This window comes from Parafrankia sp. EAN1pec, assembly GCF_000018005.1.
Lineage (GTDB): Bacteria > Actinomycetota > Actinomycetes > Frankiales > Frankiaceae > Parafrankia > Parafrankia soli.
On sequence record NC_009921.1, the window covers coordinates 6,094,375 to 6,110,529 of the forward strand.

General features: G+C 75.6%; 12 protein-coding genes. 2 read left to right on the forward strand and 10 right to left on the reverse strand.

From position 1 onward, the window contains the following. Window positions 1-4: 4 nt before the first annotated feature. The 3 genes from FRANEAN1_RS24975 to ftsZ are packed head-to-tail and all read right to left on the reverse strand — an operon-like array spanning window position 5 to window position 3,270. Window positions 5-964, reverse strand: coding sequence for a YggS family pyridoxal phosphate enzyme (locus FRANEAN1_RS24975; RefSeq protein ID WP_020462566.1), 960 nt, complete (start codon window positions 962-964; stop codon window positions 5-7). Then, window positions 961-1,635 carry a peptidoglycan editing factor PgeF gene (pgeF, locus tag FRANEAN1_RS24980; RefSeq protein ID WP_020462567.1) on the reverse strand — a complete coding sequence of 225 codons (675 nt, stop codon included), beginning with the start codon at window positions 1,633-1,635 and terminating at the stop codon, window positions 961-963. Before pgeF ends, FRANEAN1_RS24975 begins: the two co-directional genes overlap by 4 nt. Before the next feature lie 6 nt (window positions 1,636-1,641). Continuing rightward, a complete protein-coding gene (gene ftsZ, locus FRANEAN1_RS24985) occupies window positions 1,642-3,270 on the reverse strand; it encodes a cell division protein FtsZ (protein WP_020462568.1) in 1,629 nt (542 codons plus the stop codon). Between the two features lie 306 nt (window positions 3,271-3,576). Between ftsZ and murC (FRANEAN1_RS24990) the strand changes: the two genes are divergently transcribed. Then, a complete protein-coding gene (murC, locus tag FRANEAN1_RS24990; protein ID WP_020462569.1) occupies window positions 3,577-5,226 on the forward strand; it encodes a UDP-N-acetylmuramate--L-alanine ligase in 1,650 nt (549 codons plus the stop codon). Between the two features lie 113 nt (window positions 5,227-5,339). Further along, window positions 5,340-5,930, forward strand: a complete 591-nt coding sequence (locus tag FRANEAN1_RS24995) for a nitroreductase/quinone reductase family protein (protein ID WP_020462570.1) — start codon at window positions 5,340-5,342, stop codon at window positions 5,928-5,930. 148 nt (window positions 5,931-6,078) lie between these two features. Here FRANEAN1_RS24995 and murC (FRANEAN1_RS25000) read toward each other — a convergent pair whose 3' ends face one another. From murC (FRANEAN1_RS25000) to FRANEAN1_RS25030, 7 genes are all read right to left on the reverse strand, one after another. Next, the gene (gene murC, locus FRANEAN1_RS25000) at window positions 6,079-7,578 is read right to left on the reverse strand and encodes a UDP-N-acetylmuramate--L-alanine ligase (protein WP_020462571.1); all 1,500 of its coding nucleotides are present in this window, start codon (window positions 7,576-7,578) and stop codon (window positions 6,079-6,081) included. 83 nt (window positions 7,579-7,661) lie between these two features. Next, on the reverse strand, window positions 7,662-8,792 hold the full coding sequence (gene murG, locus FRANEAN1_RS25005; protein WP_041254785.1) for an undecaprenyldiphospho-muramoylpentapeptide beta-N-acetylglucosaminyltransferase: 1,131 nt from the start codon (window positions 8,790-8,792) through the stop codon (window positions 7,662-7,664). 78 nt (window positions 8,793-8,870) lie between these two features. Continuing rightward, entirely contained in the window at window positions 8,871-10,295 is a 1,425-nt protein-coding gene (gene ftsW / locus FRANEAN1_RS25010) for a putative lipid II flippase FtsW (protein WP_020462573.1), read from the reverse strand. Window positions 10,296-10,351: 56 nt separating this feature from the next. Next, the gene (murD, locus tag FRANEAN1_RS25015) at window positions 10,352-11,932 is read right to left on the reverse strand and encodes a UDP-N-acetylmuramoyl-L-alanine--D-glutamate ligase (RefSeq protein ID WP_020462574.1); all 1,581 of its coding nucleotides are present in this window, start codon (window positions 11,930-11,932) and stop codon (window positions 10,352-10,354) included. 2 nt (window positions 11,933-11,934) lie between these two features. Continuing rightward, a complete protein-coding gene (mraY, locus tag FRANEAN1_RS25020; protein WP_020462575.1) occupies window positions 11,935-13,002 on the reverse strand; it encodes a phospho-N-acetylmuramoyl-pentapeptide-transferase in 1,068 nt (355 codons plus the stop codon). A 7-nt stretch (window positions 13,003-13,009) separates the two neighbouring features. Next, on the reverse strand, window positions 13,010-14,488 hold the full coding sequence (gene murF / locus FRANEAN1_RS25025) for a UDP-N-acetylmuramoyl-tripeptide--D-alanyl-D-alanine ligase (protein ID WP_020462576.1): 1,479 nt from the start codon (window positions 14,486-14,488) through the stop codon (window positions 13,010-13,012). Then, window positions 14,485-16,026 carry a UDP-N-acetylmuramoyl-L-alanyl-D-glutamate--2,6-diaminopimelate ligase gene (locus FRANEAN1_RS25030; protein WP_020462577.1) on the reverse strand — a complete coding sequence of 514 codons (1,542 nt, stop codon included), beginning with the start codon at window positions 16,024-16,026 and terminating at the stop codon, window positions 14,485-14,487. Before FRANEAN1_RS25030 ends, murF begins: the two co-directional genes overlap by 4 nt. Window positions 16,027-16,155: the final 129 nt, after the last annotated feature.

The window sequence follows — 16,155 nt, forward strand, 5'->3', positions numbered from 1 at the left end:
GACTCTAAGGGACACCGTGCCGTTCACCGAACAAAGCGGTGCCGATCCGAAGGTGTGTCGCGCCCTCCGCGACCGCGTCCTCGAGATCGCCGGACATCCCTGCACTGACTAGCGTCGCCGCGGGATGTTCGGAAAGAAGTCGGTCGGCTACCTCACGGAGTCGAGCGAAGGCCGGCCTGGCGGGTGCTCCGCGTGGCGCGACAGCCATCACACCCGTCAGAACAAGCCCTTCGGAGCCCGCGACGAGCTCGGCGAGCGCCGGTACGTCCGCGGGCAGGGCCCCGCCGCGAGCGCCGTCCGCAGCCCCGGCGGTGGGCTCGTTTTCCCTGGTAGACAGGGCATTTCGCGCCGCGGGCGCACCCGGTGCACCGACTGGCTCCGCAATGTCCAGATTGACCTGTATGCACACTGAAATCTGACGACCACGTGCCGTTGCTGCCCGGGAAAGGGCTTCGACCAGTCGCGCTCGGTCCACCGACTGCACGCAGTGCACCCAGCCCGCCACGGCCCGGGCCTTGTTGCGCTGGAGCTGGCCGACGAAATGCCAGACCGGCACATCGGGCCCGGCGGCCGGCCCGAGGGTCGGACCCTGATCCACACGTGATGGACGCCATGCCCCCGACGTGTCGGCCAACGGACTCGATTCCCGGAAACGGTCATCATCGGACCACATCGTGTGCTCATCCGAGCCGCCCGCCGCGGCGGCGGCCAGCGCCAGCCGGACGGCCTCGGTCTTCGGCCCGGCCTCCTGCTCGCGGTTCTCGGCGAAGTGGCGGACACCCAGCGCGACCAGCGCGAGGACGTCCTCGGCGGGTCGGGTCTTGCTGACGGCGATCAGGGTCAGCTCCGCCGGGTCGCGGCCGGCGTCCCGGGCCGCCACGGTGATCCGGTCACGGACGACTGTCAGCCGCTCGCGCAACTCGGCCAGCCGGCGCGGGTCCACCTCGCGCTCGAGGCCGCTCATGACAGCCAGGCGAGGCCGGCGAACCGCCCGGTCCGCCCGTCGCGGCGGTACGAGTAGAGATCCCCCGACTCGGCGCTGCAACGATCGGATACCACAACACGGCCCACGCCGGCCGTCGCCAGCTGGGCGCGCAGCCCGGCCCGGAGATCCAGCGCGGGCGTGCCCGCTCGGGTCTCCGACCCACTGCCCGGAACCCGCCGCTGGATGTCGGCGCGCATGTCCGCGGGCACCTCGTAGCACCGCCCGCAGATCGCCGGGCCCAGCGTGACGTCGATCGACGAGCGGTCGACGCCGAGCTCGTCGAAGATCTTCAAGGTGGCCGCCAGCACGCCCGCCGCCATCCCCTGGCGGCCGGCGTGCGCGACGCCGACCGCCGCCGGCGACTCGAACATCACCGGCACGCAGTCGGCCACCAGCACCGCGAGCGCGACGCCGGCGGCGTCGGTGACCATGGCGTCGGCCTCGGGCGGCGGTCCGGGTGCCCGCACCAGGCTCACCTGGGCCCCGTGCACCTGCCGCATGAACTGGACCGGCCGGCCGACCCGGGACGCGAGCAGCCGCCGGTTCACGCTGACCGCCTCCGGATCATCACCCACGTGGTCACCGAGGTTGAGCCCCGCGTACGGCGGCATGCTCGTGCCGCCGTCACGCGAGGTCACCAGGACGGGCATCGCCGCCTACTTGAGGAAATCCGGGACGTCCAGCTCGTCGTCGTCGGCCACCGGGCGGACGGGGCGGCGCGGCGGGTAGGTCGGGCGCGGGCCGGGACGGGCCGGCTCCGGGCCGCGGCCGGCCTGCGGCGGAGCCCCGCCGGCCGGAGCGGCTCCCGGCGCGCCCGGGGCCCCGCCGGGAGCGGCTCCGGCGTGCCCGAGCCCGGCGCGGGGCATGCCCTGGGCCGCGGCGGCATGGGCCGGCGCGGCGTGGGCCGGAGCAGCGTGCCCGGGAGCCGGGTGGCCGATGCCCGGTGCGCCGGCAGCCGGCGCGGAGCGGGCGTAGCCGCCCTCCCCGGCCGTGTCCGGGTGCTCCCGGCGGGGCGGCCCGCCCATGGGCCGCTGGTCGCCGGCGGACCCGACCACCGGCGCACCGGCCTGGCTCGGGGCGCGATCGTCGGGCAGCGGGTCCGGCACGTAGTGCCCGACCTGCTGGCTCGTAGGCGGCAGGTAGGTCGAGTGGGCCGGCGCGGGCCGTGGCGGCGCCGGCACGTTCGGGATCGGCGGCAGCGCCGTGGTGTTCGGCGCGCCGCCCGAGCCCGGCTGGGCCGCCGGCTGGCCGGGGGCCCCCGGCTGCGGCGGGCCGCCGGCCGCGCCGCCCGGCCCCGGTGGTCGGCGCTGGGTGGCGAGCGTGCGGGTCCGTCGGTCCTGCACGGTGTCGAACCCGGCGGCGATCACGGTGACCCGCACCTCGTCGCCGAGGGCGTCGTCGATCACCGCACCGAAGATGATGTTCGCCTCGGGATGGGCCGCGTCGGCGACCAGCTCGGCCGCGGCGTTGATCTCGAACAGACCGAGGTCGGACCCACCGGAGATGTTCAGCAGGACGCCCTGTGCGCCGTCCATGCTGGCCTCCAGCAGGGGGGAGGCGATGGCCTGTTCGGCGGCGACCGTGGCCCGGTCGTCGCCCCGCGCCCGGCCGATGCCCATCAGGGCGCTGCCGGCGTGCGACATGACCGTCTTGACGTCGGCGAAGTCGAGGTTGATCAGACCAGGGGTGGTGATGAGGTCGGTGATGCCCTGGACACCGGAGAGCAGCACCTGGTCTGCGCTGCGGAAGGCGTCCAGGACGCTGATGTCGCGATCGGTCATCGCGAGCAGGCGGTCGTTCGGGATGACGATGAGGGTGTCAACCTCATTGCGGAGGGTGTCGATGCCCGTGTCGGCCTGGGTCGCGCGGCGGCGGCCCTCGAAGGTGAATGGGCGCGTCACCACACCGATCGTCAGCGCGCCGAGCGAGCGGGCCACGTTGGCGACGACGGGAGCGCCACCGGTGCCGGTGCCACCGCCCTCACCCGCGGTCACGAAGACCATGTCGGCCCCCTTGAGGACCTCCTCGATCTCCTCGCGGTGATCCTCGGCGGCCTGGCGGCCGACCTCCGGGTCGGCACCGGCCCCCAGGCCACGGGTGAGTTCACGGCCGACGTCGAGCTTGACGTCGGCATCGCTCATCAACAGCGCCTGGGCGTCGGTGTTGATGGCGATGAACTCGACACCCTTTAGCCCGACTTCGATCATCCGGTTGACGGCGTTTACGCCGCCTCCGCCTATCCCGACGACCTTGATGACCGCGAGATAGTTCTGGGGGGCTGCCATGCGGTGTCGGTCCTCCAGCGGCGTCGGTGGGCGAGCAGGGGGGCTCCCCGGCTCCGTTAGCCCGCGGTCTTACGACCGATTGGAGCGGGGAAGCAGCCGAGCAGCCTCAACCTTCACCGTCAGCTAGACGGTTACAGTTATGTCAACTTCCGACTGTGGATCGGACAGTAGGCACGGCTTCGTCGGTGGTCAAGGACGCTGGCGGCGCGTCACACGGATGGGATTCGCGTCCCCTTCGTCACACCGGTCCCGGCTCGCCCGGGGCACCTCCGCCGAGCCCCTGCCCGGTGGTGTGTACTGCGTGGCGTGACCGGACCGCACTCCGACGACGCCCCGGCCGCCCCAGCAGGCCCGGCCGCCGCGCCGCCGCCCGTCGTCCCCGATCCCCGCGACCGCCCCGAGCGGGCCCGGCGGGTCCACTTCCTCGGCATCGGCGGCGCCGGGCTGTCACCCCTCGCCCAGATCCACCTGGCCGCCGGCGGCCAGGTCTCCGGCAGCGACCAGGAGTACTCACCGCGGGTCGCCATGCTGCGTGAGCTGGGGGTCCCCGTCCGGGTCGGCCCCGCTGCCGACGCGGCGGCGCTGGCCGCCGAGCTGTCCGCGGCGGACGTCGTCGTGGCCTCCAGCGCGCTGCGTGACGACCACCCGGAGATCATCGCCGCCCGCGAGCTCGGCGTCCCCGTCCGGCGGCGCTCGGACTGGCTGCCGGAGCTGACCGCGCCCTACCGGCTCGTGGCGGTCGCCGGCTCACACGGCAAGACCACCACCGCGGCGATGCTGACCCTGGTGCTCGCGGCCGGCGGCGCCGACCCGACCGCGGTCATCGGTGCCGATGTGGCCCAGTTGGGCGGCAGCGCCGTGACCGGACGGGGCGACGTGTTCGTCCTGGAGGCGGATGAGTACGGCGGCGCGTTCGCCGGGCTGGACCCGGAGCTCGCGGTGATCACCAACGTCGAATGGGAGCATCCGGACCTCTTCCCGGACGAGGCCTCGGTGCGCGCGGTGTTCGCCGACTTCGCGGCCCGGGTCCGCCCGGGCGGGCGGCTGGTCGTCTGCGGCGACCATCCCGGCGTCGCCGCGGTGCTCGCAGAACTCGACCGGCGGGCCGAGCCCGACCGGCGCGCCGACGCGCCGCGGGCCCGGGTGGTCGACTACGGCTTCGCCCCCGGGCGGACGTGGCGGGCGGTGGACTACGTCCCGCTGCCCGGCGGCGGCTCCACCTCGACCGTGCTGCACGACGGGAACCGGGTCGGCGAGCTCACCCTGGCGCTGCCCGGCCCCCACATCGCCCTGGACGCCCTCGCCGCCCTCGCCACGGCCGCCGAGCTGGGGGTGCCGCCCACGGACGCCCTGAGGACGCTGGGGACGTACGCGGGCGCGGCCCGGCGCTTCGACGTCGTGGGCCGGGCGAGCGCGCCCGGCGGCACCCGCGTGGAGATCGTCGACGACTACGCGCACCACCCGACCGAGATCCGCGCCACCCTGCGCGCGGCCCGCGACCGCGCCGCCGGCCGGCAGGTCTGGGCGGTCGCGCAGCCGCACACGTTCAGTCGCCTCGCCGCGCTGCTCGACGACTTCGCGACGGCCTTCGGCGACGCCGACCGCGTCTACGTGACCGACGTGTACGCCGCGCGCGAGACCGACAACCTGGGCCTGCACGCGTCCGACCTCGCCGGGCGGATCAGGCGGCCGGCCGCCGCCGGCTACGTGGCCTGGCCCGACCTGCCGGGCCGGCTCGTCGCCGACCTCGCCGACCTCGGCGGCCGCGGCGGCCGCGGGGACCTCGGCGACGCGGCGGCCGGCGGCACGCACGGCGTCATGCTGCTCACCCTCGGCGCCGGAACGATCACCACGCTCGGCCCGCGCCTGCTGGACCTGCTCACCGCCGGCGGCACCGCCGCACTTTCCGGGAGCAGCCGGGCGGGCGACCAGGACGCGACGGGCCTGCCGACCTGACCCTGCGGGGCGGTGCGCGGAGTCGATGGTTGACTGCGCCGCGTGACATTCTCCGGTGAACGAACACTCCCCCCTCCCGGCGGGTGCCCCGACGGCAAGGGTGAGGACCGACGATGACCGAAACTCGAGACCCACGCAGCCGCGGGTTCGACTTCAGGGTGGTCAACCAGGCGGTGATCGCCGAGTACCGGGCCAACGGCGGCAGGCTGGAGAAGACCCTGTCCGGCTCCCGGCTCCTGCTGCTGACAACCGTCGGCGAGCGCACCGGACGCCCGCGCACCACCCCGCTGGGCTACGTCGTGGACGGCCATCCGGCGCACGGCGCCCCTGACGCCCCGCCGAACGCTCCGAACGTCACTCGGGACGGCCCGCACGCCACGCTGGCCGGCCCGCACGCCACGCCGGACAGCCTGAACGCCAGGCCGGACGGCCCGGAGCGGGACGTCCCGGCCCGGCGCCTCGTCGTCTACGCCACGAACATGGCCGCCGCGGCGCACCCGCAGTGGTACCGGAACCTGCTGGCGCACCCGAAGGTCACCGTGGAGCTGGACGCCGACCGGTTCGACGCGGAGGCGTCCACCGCCGTCGGGGTCGAGCGCGAGCGCCTGTACGCGGCGCTGGTGGACGGCATGCCGGGGCTGCGCACCCATCAGGAGCAGACGACCCGCGAGATCCCGGTCGTCGTCCTCGCCGCGCTGCGCTGACCCCACCCCGGCAGCACTTCGGACAGAGGCGCGGCGGCTGACGCCGCGCCTCTGCGATGGATCATCAAACTGGGGCCTGGCGAGGCTTGGGCCTGCGATTCGGCCTCGGGCTTGCGGCTCGGTCGTGCGCTAGGGTCCGCCGCTCGGGCTAGCCCGGCAGGGCCGACCGTTCGGCCAGCAGACGCAGCAGCTCCGGGCCGACCTGCGTCACGTCCCCGGCGCCGAGCGTCATGACCAGGTCGCCCGGCCGTGCCAGGTCCATCAGCACGCCCGGGACGGCCGACCACGACGGCTCGTACACGACCCGCGCCGCCCCGACCCGCGCCGCCCCGGACCGGGTGGCCGCGGCGACCCGGGCACCGCCCGCGCCCGGTTCGGGCTGCTCCCCGGCGCCGTAGACGTCCATCACCACGACCGCGTCGGCCGAGCCCAGCGCGGCACCGAACCGGTCGGCGAGCAGGGCCGTGCGGCTGTACAGGTGCGGCTGGAACGCGACGACGACCCGGCCGCCGCCGGCAGCCGCCCGCGCCGCCTCGACCGCGGCGGCCACCCGGTCCGGGTGGTTGGCGTAGTCGTCGACCACCCGCACCCCGCCCGCCGACCCGAGCGACTCGAAGCGGCGGCGGACCCCGGCGAACTCGGTCAGCCCGGCCAGCAGGCCGGCCGGCGGGGCGCCCAGGGCGATCCCGGCGGCCAGGGCCGCCGCGGCGTCCAGGAGGTGGTGCCGGCCGGGGACCCGCAGCGACAGCCGGCCCAGCCGGACGCCATGGACGACGACCTCCGCGCTGGTGCCCGCGATCGAGATCTCCTCGGCGACGAGCCGGACGTCCGCCGACGGCCCGAACCCGTACCCCGTCAGCCACGGCCGGCCACCGTCCGGGGCGCTGGCGCTGGCGCTGGCGCCGGCCCGGCGCCAGCGGTCGGCGTGGTCGGCCGCCGCCGTGGCGAGCGCCCACCCGGCCGCGTCGTCCACGCAGGCGACCAGGAAGCCGCCCGGGTCGACCCGGCGCAGGAACGTCGCGAACGAGGCGGCGAGGGCGGGCATCGTCCGGTAGTGGTCGAGGTGCTCGGCGGCCACCCCTGTCAGCACCGCGCCGTACGGCTGGAGCTGCCAGAACGCGCCGGCGTCCTCGTCCGCCTCGACGACCATCAGCTCGGAGCTGCCCGCGTGGGTGTGCGAGCCGGCCTCGCCCGGATCCCCGCCGACCGCGAACGTCGGGTCCGCGCCGCAGGCCTGCAGGGCGGCGGTGAGCATCATCGCCACGGTGGTCTTGCCGTGCGAGCCCGCGACCGCCACGCCTCGGTGCCCGGCCATCAGCCCGGCGAGCGCGGCGGAGCGGGTCAGCACCCGCAGCTCGCGCCGGCGCGCCTCGGCGAGCTCCAGGTCGTCGCCCGGCACCGCTGGCGCGACGACGACCAGCTCGACCCCGTCGAGGCGCGAGGCGTCGAACCTGTCGGGGCCGTTGCCCACCGTGACCGGGACGCCGAGCGCGCGCAGCGACGCCAGCCGCCGGGACTCGACCGCGTCGCTGCCGGAGACCGTCGCGCCCCGCGCGACCAGCAACCGTGCCAGACCGCTCATGGCGATCCCGCCGATGCCGACGAGGTGGACCCGCCGCCAGCCCTCCGGGAGATCTCGCGCCGTCACGTCGCCATCCTGCCGCAGCGCCGCGCGCAGGCACGCAGCGGACTCCGGCGCCGCGCGGGCGCGGGAAGGCTGACCACGGCCACTCAGTTCGCCGCGTGCCTCGGCCGGGCCCGCCTGCGGGTCGGCTCGGCCAGCCGGATCATCGCGACGATCGCGCGGGCGGCGTCCGGGTGGCCCGTGCCGGCGCAGGCCGCGGACATCTTCCCCAGCCGCTCGGCCGAGGTCAGCACCGGGAGCAGGTTGGCCGCCAGCCAGCCGGGGCTCAGCTCGGCGTCGTCCACCAGCAGCCCGCCGCCGGCCTCCACCGTCGGCAGCGCGTTGCGGCGCTGCTCGCCGTTGCCGTGCGGCAGCGGTACGTACACCGCCGGCAGGCCGACCGCCGCGAGCTCGGCGCACGTCATCGCGCCGGAGCGGCACAGGCTCATGTCGGCGGCCGCGTAGGCGGAGGGGATGTGGTCCAGGTACGGCACCGCCCGGTAGGGCGCGGCCAGCCCGGCGGGCAGCGCGGCGGCGACCTCCTCGTAGTTCTTCGGCCCGGTGGCGTGCAACACCTGCACGCCTGAGCCGGTCAGCTCCCGCGCGGCGCCGACCATCGCGGTGTTCAGCGAGCGGGCGCCCTGCGACCCCCCGAAGACGAGCAGGGTCGGGCGGTGGGCGTCCAGGCCGTAGCGGGCCCGCGCCGCGCGCGCCGCCGGCGCCGAGCGGTCCAGGGTGAGGATCTCCGCGCGCAGCGGGATCCCGGTGAGGGTGGACCCGCGCAGCGGGGTGCTGGGGTAGGAGGTGGCCACGAACGGCGTGAGCCGCGCCCCCAGCCGGTTCGCGAGGCCGGGCAGCGGGTTGGCCTCGTGCACGACGATCGGCACCCCCAGGCGGCGCGCGGCCACGTAGGCGGGCACGGCGACGTAGCCACCGAAGCCCACCACGACGTCCGCCCGCACCTCGCGCAGCGTGGCGCGCGCCGCGCTGACGGCGGCCGCCAGCCGCTTCGGCACCGTGAGCAGCGCCGGCGAGGGGCGCCGGGGCATCGGCACCTTCGGCACGGTCGCCAGCTCGTAGCCGCGGGCCGGGACGAGCTTCGCCTCCAGCCCGGTCTCGGTGCCGAGCAGGGTCACCCGGATCCTGGGGTCGTCCGCGCGCAACGCGTCGGCGACCGCGAGGGCCGGTTCCACATGGCCGGCAGTTCCGCCGCCGGCGAGCAGCACACTTCGCAACATCGGCCCTGACGATTCCACATCGGGGCGGCGTCCACGCAACATGGTCGGTGGAACACGCGGACGCCTCGTCGCGGCCGCTCAGACCACCGTTTCGGGGGTCTCGGCCCGCGCGGCGCGGCGGCGGCGCAGCCACCCCCGGCCGGCCCGCCCCGCTCGGCGTGCCTCGGCCCGCTCCGCGAGGTAGACGACGGCGTCCGGCTCGCGGCGGGCGAAGGCCAGCAGCATGCCCAGCGCGCCCATCGTCGGCAGCAGCGCCGATCCGCCGAAGGACACCAGTGGCAAGGTCACCCCGGTGATCGGCAGCAGTCCCACGACCGCACCCATGTTCACCACGGCCTGCGCGATGATCCAGGCGGTGACCGCCGTGGCGGCCAGCCGGATGAACAGGTCGTCGCTGCGGTGCGCGATCCGCAGGCCCGCGTAGCCCAGCACGCCGAACAGCGTGACGGTCACCAGGCTCCCGAGCAGCCCGAGCTCCTCGCCGATGATCGCGAGGATGAAGTCGGTGTGCACGGCGGGCAGCAGGTCCGGCCACTTCTCCCGCGAGGCGCCCAGCCCCTCCCCCCACCAGCCGCCGGACGACAGCGCGTAGATGCCGTGGACGGCCTGGAAGCCGGTGTTGTTCGGGTCGGCGAAGGGATCCCGGAAGGACATCAGCCGTTCCAGCCGGTACGGCGCGCTGATCGCCAGGACGCTGGCGCCGGCGACCATGCCGCCGAGCAGTCCGGCGTAGATCCGCAGCGGGGTGCCGATCACCCAGAGCACCGCCAGCGGGACGACGGTGACACAGATCGAGCCGCCCAGATCGGGCTCGAGCATGAGCAGCAGGTCGACGAACAGGAAGCCGGGCACCACCGGGATGATCAGGTGCTTCCAGTTGACCAGCAGCCGGCGCTTGCGGACGAGGACGTCCGAGCACCACAGCACCAGGGCGATCTTGGCGAACTCGCTCGGCTGCAGGGTGTACGGGCCGATCGGGATCCACTGCCGGGAACCGTTCTCGACATGCCCGATCCCCGGGACGAGCACCGCCATCAGCAGCAGGACGGTCACGCCCAGCAATGGGTAGGCGGCGGCCCGGAACACGCGGATCGGCAGGCGGCTCGCCACCAGCAGCAGCGGGAAGCCGATGCCAGCCCAGGTCGCCTGGCGCAGGAACAGCGTGTAGGCCGAGCCGAAGTCCTGGAACGACCGCGGGGCGGACGCCGAGAGCACCATCACCAGGCCGAGTAGCAGCAGCAGGCCGGCGGAGGAGAGCAGCAGGTAGTACGAGGCCAGCGGGCGGTCGAGGACGGGCGTGCGGGGGTCGCCGACCCAGCCCCGCCTGGCCCCGGTGGCCTCCGGCCCGCCGGTGCTCGGCCCGCCGGCGCCGCCCGTGTCGGTGGCGGCCGCGGAGCCCGCCGCGCCGGCCCCGCCCGCACCGGTCGTGCCCGCGCTGGTGCTCCCCGCGGGCCTCGACCCGGCGACGGCCGTCCCCGTTCCGGTGGTTCGCGCACCCGTCATGCGCTCACTCACGCTCCCCCTCTCCGGTGCCGCGCTGGGAGGGAGAGCGCCGGCGGTCAGCCTCCCCGCGCTCGCACGGCCGCGGCGAACAGGTCGCCGCGCTCCGCGTAGTCACGGAACATGTCCATCGACGCCGCCGCGGGCGCCAGCAGCACGGTGTCGCCCGGTGCCGCGAGCTTCGCGGCGGCGTCCACCGCATCGTCCATGCCCGCGGCCCGTTCCACGGGGACATCGGGGGCGTGTCGGGCGAGAGCCGCGGCCACCTCGTCGGCGCACTGGCCGATCAGGACCACCGCGCGCAGCCCGCGACGGGCCGAGACAACGAGATCGTCGAACTCAAGGCCCTTGTTCAGACCGCCCGCGATCCACACCACCGACGGGTAGGCGCGCAGCGACGCGGCGGCGGCATGCGGGTTGGTGGCCTTGCTGTCGTCGACGTAGCGGACGCCGCCGCGCCGGCCGACGGTGACGTTGCGGTGCGCGCCGGGCCGGAACGACGCGAGCGCCGCGCCGATGGCCGCCGGGTCCACCCCGTCGGCGCGGGCCAGCGCGGCGGCGGCCAGCGCGTTGGCGATGTTGTGCGATCCCAGCTCAGCGCCGGTGGCGAAGGCGGGGAAGCGGTCGTCCCGGAACTGGCCGCCGCCGAACGGGCCCGGCCCGTCGCCGGTCCCGGCCGCGCCGGCCCGGGCGCCACCCGCCACGGCGCCGCCGACCCTGCCGCCGGCCGGCCCGCCGCCGGTGATGCCGGTGGCGGGCGGGCGCCGCCCGGGTGAGCGGCCGGCCGCGCCGAGATCGGCCACGGCGATCAGCCGCCCGCCGGAGAAGACCCGGTCGACCAGGTACCCGTTCACGACGGTCAGGTCGGGCCGTGGGGTGGCGTTCGGGTCCAGCCCGAAGGTGACCCGCCGGCCCGGCGCCCGCGACAGCAGCTCCAGGCTCACGGGGTCGTCCACGTTGCCGACGGCGACGGTGTGCGGGGCCGCCCAGATCCGCGCCTTCGCCGCCGCGTAGGCGTCGGCTCCGCCGTGCCAGTCGAGATGGTCCGGCGCGACGTTGAGGATCACCGCCGCGCGCGGGGCGACGGTGGACGTGTAGTGCAGCTGGAAGCTGGACAGCTCGACGGCGAGCGCGTCGTAGGGCGGCCGGGTCTCGACGGCCGCCACGATGGGCGTGCCGATGTTGCCGGCTGTGGTGGCGCGCCGCCCCCCGGCGACGAGCATCGCGCCGAGCATCTCGGTCGTGGTGGTCTTGCCGTTCGTGCCGGTGACCGCGAGCCACCGGGACAGCCCGCGCCACCGCCAGGCGAGCTCCACCTCGCCCCAAACCGGTACCCCGGCGGCCTCCGCCGCCCGCAGCAGCGGCGTGTGCGGTGGGACACCGGGCGAGGTCACGACGAGCGACGCCGCCCCGGCCTCGGCCGGCAGGCCGCCGAGCCGGACCTCGATTCCCTCCGCCCGCAGCCGCTCGGCGGCGGCGCGCTGGCCCGGGCCGTCGGCCGCGTCCACCACGACCACCCGGGCGCCGCGGGCCGCCAGCGCACCGGCCGCCGCGGCGCCGGAGACGCCCACTCCGACGACCGTGACCTGAGCGCCGGCGAGCACCGCGCCCGCGAGCACCGGTGTGGCGGAAGTACTCATGGTCAACCGCCCCCGTGGGAAAGGTACTCGGCGTAGAACAGGCCCAGGCCGAACGCTACGGCCAGGCCGGAGACGATCCAGAACCGGATGATCACCGTCGTCTCCGGCCATTCGGCGAGCTCGAAGTGATGGTGGATGGGCGCCATGTTGAACACCCGTCTCTTTGTCGCCTTGAAGAACGCCACCTGGATCATCACCGACAGCGTCTCGATGACGAACAGGCCCCCCAGCACGAACAGCAGCAGCTCGGTGCGGCTGACGATCGCGATGCTGGCGAACGCCCCGCCGAGCGCGAGCGAGCCGGTGTCCCCCATGAAGATCTTCGCCGGGCTGGCGTTCCACCACAGGAAGCCGAAACAGGCCCCCATCGCGGCGGCGGAGACCAGCGCGACGTCGAGCGGGTCGCGCACGTAGTAGCAGCCCTCGGTCAGCGCCCCGGACTCGCAGACGTTGCCGAACTGCCAGAAGGAGATCACCACGTAGGCACCGAAGACCATCGCGGACGTGCCGGCGGCCAGGCCGTCCAGGCCGTCGGTGAGGTTCACCGCGTTCGAGGTCGCGGCGATGATGATCCAGGCGAGCAGCGGGAAGCCGATCAGGCCGACCGAGAACCCGGTGTCGCGCACGACCGAGATGAACGTCGAGCCCGGCAGCAGCCCGCTGTCGTTCTTGAACCGGACGGCCAGCAGCCCGAACGCCAGCGCGACCGCGGCCTGGCCGGCGAACTTCGTCCGGGCCGTCAGCCCCAGGCTGCGCTGCTTGCGGATCTTGATGTAGTCGTCCAGGAAGCCGACCAGGCCCAGGCCCGTCATCACCATCAGGACCAGCAGGCCCGAGGCGGTGAAGCCGATGCCGGTGACCAGGTGCGAGACGAAGTACCCGGCGAGGGTGGCGAGGATGATGACGGTGCCGCCCATGGTGGGCGTGCCGCGCTTGGTCAGGTGGCTCGACGGCCCGTCCTCACGGATCTCCTGCCCGTAGCCCTGCCGCCGGAAGAAGCGGATCACCGACGGGGTGCCGAGCAGGGAGATGACCAGCGCGACCAGTGCCGCGAAGAGAACTCCTCTCACGCGAGCGTCACCCGCGCACGCCTGGTTCGCCGGAGTGTCCCACCGTGTTCCACGTGTTCTCGATCCCCTCGATCGCGGCGCCGGCGGCGCCGTCCCGCCGGCCCGCTGGGCCGGCCCCACCATCCGCGGTCAGCCCCGTGGCCACCCGCTCGAGCCCGAACGACCGGCTCGCCTTCACCAGAACCACGTCACCCGGGCGGACCTGCGCGGCCAGCAGCGCGACCGCCTCGTCCACCCCGGGCACCCAGGTCGACTCGCCGGCCCAGGCGCCCTCGTGCTCCGCCGCCTGATGCACCCGGCGCGCCCCGGCGCCGACCGCCACCAGCCGTGACACGCCCAGCCCGGCGGCGAGCCGCCCCAGGGTGTCGTGCGCGGCGTCCGCGTCGGCGCCGAGCTCGCCCATCGGGCCCAGCACCGCCCACGCCCGCCCCGCTCCCCGCATGTCCATCAGCGCGGTCAGGGCCGCGCGCATCGACTCGGGGTTCGCGTTGTAGGAGTCGTTGAGCACGACCACGCCGTCCGGGGTGGTCGTCACCTCCATCCGCCAGCGGCTGCGCGGGCGGGCCTCCTCGAGCGCCGCCGCGGCCTCGGCCGGCGCGAGGCCGAGTGATGTCGCCACCGCCGCGGCGGCCAGCGCGTTGGCCACCTGGTGCGCGCCGACGAGGCCGAGGCGCAGCCGGTGGCGCTCCCCGCCGGCCAGCAGGTCGAACGCGGCCCGGCCGTCACCGCCCACCTCGACGCGCTCGGCGCGGACGTCCGCCGCCGCGGCGCGGCCGAAGGTGACCACCTGGGCGCCGGCGCGGCCGGCCATCGCCGCCACCAGCGGATCGTCGGCGTTCAGCACGACCAGGCCGGTGGCCGCCTCTGCGAGCTCGCCCTTCGCCGCGGCGATGCCGTTCCGCCCGTCGGCGTACTCCCCCACGTGCGCCGACCCGACGTTGAGTACCAGCCCGACGTGCGGGCGGGCCACCGCGCACAGCGTCGCGATGTGCCCGATGCCGCGGGCGCCCATCTCCAGCACCACGAACGCGGTGTCGGGCTCGGTGCGCAGCAGGGTCAGCGGCAGGCCGATCTCGTTGTTGAACGAGCCCACCGCGGCGACCGTCGGGCCGAGCCGGCCGAGCAGGTCGGCCAGCAGGTCCTTGGTGGTCGTCTTACCGGCCGAGCCGGTCACCCCGACCACGGTCGCCGGGGCGAGGTCGCGCAGGTGCGCGGCGAGCGCGGCCAGCGCCGCCGCCGGGTCGGCGACGACGGTGGGCACGCCCGTCTCCCGGGCGCCGAGGACGGCCACCGCGCCGGCCGCGACCGCGCCGGCGGCGAAGTCGTGCCCGTCCACCCGCTCACCGGGCAGGGCGACGAACAGCGCGCCCGGGCCGACCTGACGGGAGTCGATCACCACCGACGTGACCGGGGCCAACCGGTCCGCGCCGGCGGTGAGCCGGCCACCGGTGGCGGCGGCCACCTCGGCGAGCGTCAGCGCGATCATCGGCTCGCCGCCGCCAGCAGCGCGGAGCGCAGCACCTCGCGGTCGTCGAACGGCGTGACGACACCGGCGACGTCCTGCCCGCTCTCGTGCCCCTTTCCGGCCACGATCACGGCGTCGGTGGGCCCGGCGGCGCCGACCGCGAGCGCGATCGCGCTCGCCCGGTCCGGCTCCACAACGATCTCGCCCGCTCCGGGGGCGCCGCGGGCACCGGCCAGCATCTGCTCGAGGATGCGCGCCGGGTCCTCGGACCGGGGGTTGTCACTGGTGAACACCGCCAGGTCGGCCAGCCGCGCCGCGGCCGCGCCCATCAGCGGCCGTTTGGCGCGGTCGCGGTCCCCACCGCAGCCGAGGACGACGACCACCCGCCCGGTCACGATCGGGCGCACGGTGGCGAGCAGCGTCTCGACCGCGCCGGGGGTGTGGGCGTAGTCGACGAGGGCGAGGAACGGCTGGCCGGCGTCGATCCGCTCCATCCGGCCCGGGACCCCCGGCAGCGACGAGATGCCCTCGGCCGCCGCCTCCAGCGGAACACCGACAGCGGCCAGCAGCGCGAGGGCGCCCAGCGCGTTGGCGACGTTGAACCGGCCCGGCAGGGCGAGCGAGAGGTCCGCCTTCGCGCCGTCCGGGCCCAGCGCGCGGAACACGCTGCCGCCCGGCCCGGCGACGACGTCCTCCGGCCACCAGTCGGCCGGGCGGCCGGTCACCGAGTAGGTGCGCGCGTCCGGGCGCAGCGCCGCGAGCCGGCGGCCCCAGTCGTCGTCGACGCAGACCACGGCGGCCGCGCTGCGGGCGGGCTCGAACAGTGCCGCCTTCGCCGCGAAGTAGTCCTCCATCGTCGGGTGGAAGTCGAGGTGGTCCTGGCTGAGGTTGGTGAAGGCGGCGCCGGCGAAGCGCAGCGCGTCCACCCGGTGCTGGGCCAGCGCGTGGCTCGACACCTCCATCGACGCCGCCCCGACGCCCCGCTCCACCATCGTCGCGAGCAGCGCCTGCAGGTCGCCGGACTCGGGCGTCGTGCGCACCGAGGGCACCACCGTTCCGGCGACCCGGGTCTGCACCGTGCCGAGCAGGCCCGTGGTGTACCCGGCGGCGCGCAGGCCGGCGTCCAGGAGGAAGGCGGTGGTGGTCTTGCCGTTCGTGCCGGTGACCCCGAGCAGGGTCAGCGCGCTCGACGGGTCGCCGTAGATCCAGGCGGCGGCCGGCGCCAGGTCGCGGCGCGGGTCGTCGGTGACGAGCACGGGCACCGCGAGCCGGCCGGACAGCGCCGCGGCGCCCACCGGGTCGGTGAGGACGGCGACGGCGCCGGCGGCGACCGCGCCGGCCGCGAAGTCGGCACCGTGCACGTGCGCGCCGGGCAGCGCCGCGTAGAGGTCGCCCGGCAGCACCGCGCGCGAGTCGTGGGTGACGCCGGTGAGGACGACACCGGCGAGGGCCGCCCCGCCCGACGGACCGGGCGCGACGGTGATGGATCTGAGGACGTCGGGCAGAGCGGTGAGCGACCGCGGTGACGGCGCTGCCGGACGTAGTGCCGGGGTGGTCACGGGGACGACCTTAGTGGGCGGGCAGGCGGGGGATCCGCACGGGCGCCGTGGACGGCGGTGGTCCACCGGGCTGACGCGCAGGTGTCGGGACAGCCTGGGCCAAACCGGCGGCGGCTCCCGGCCCCCGGC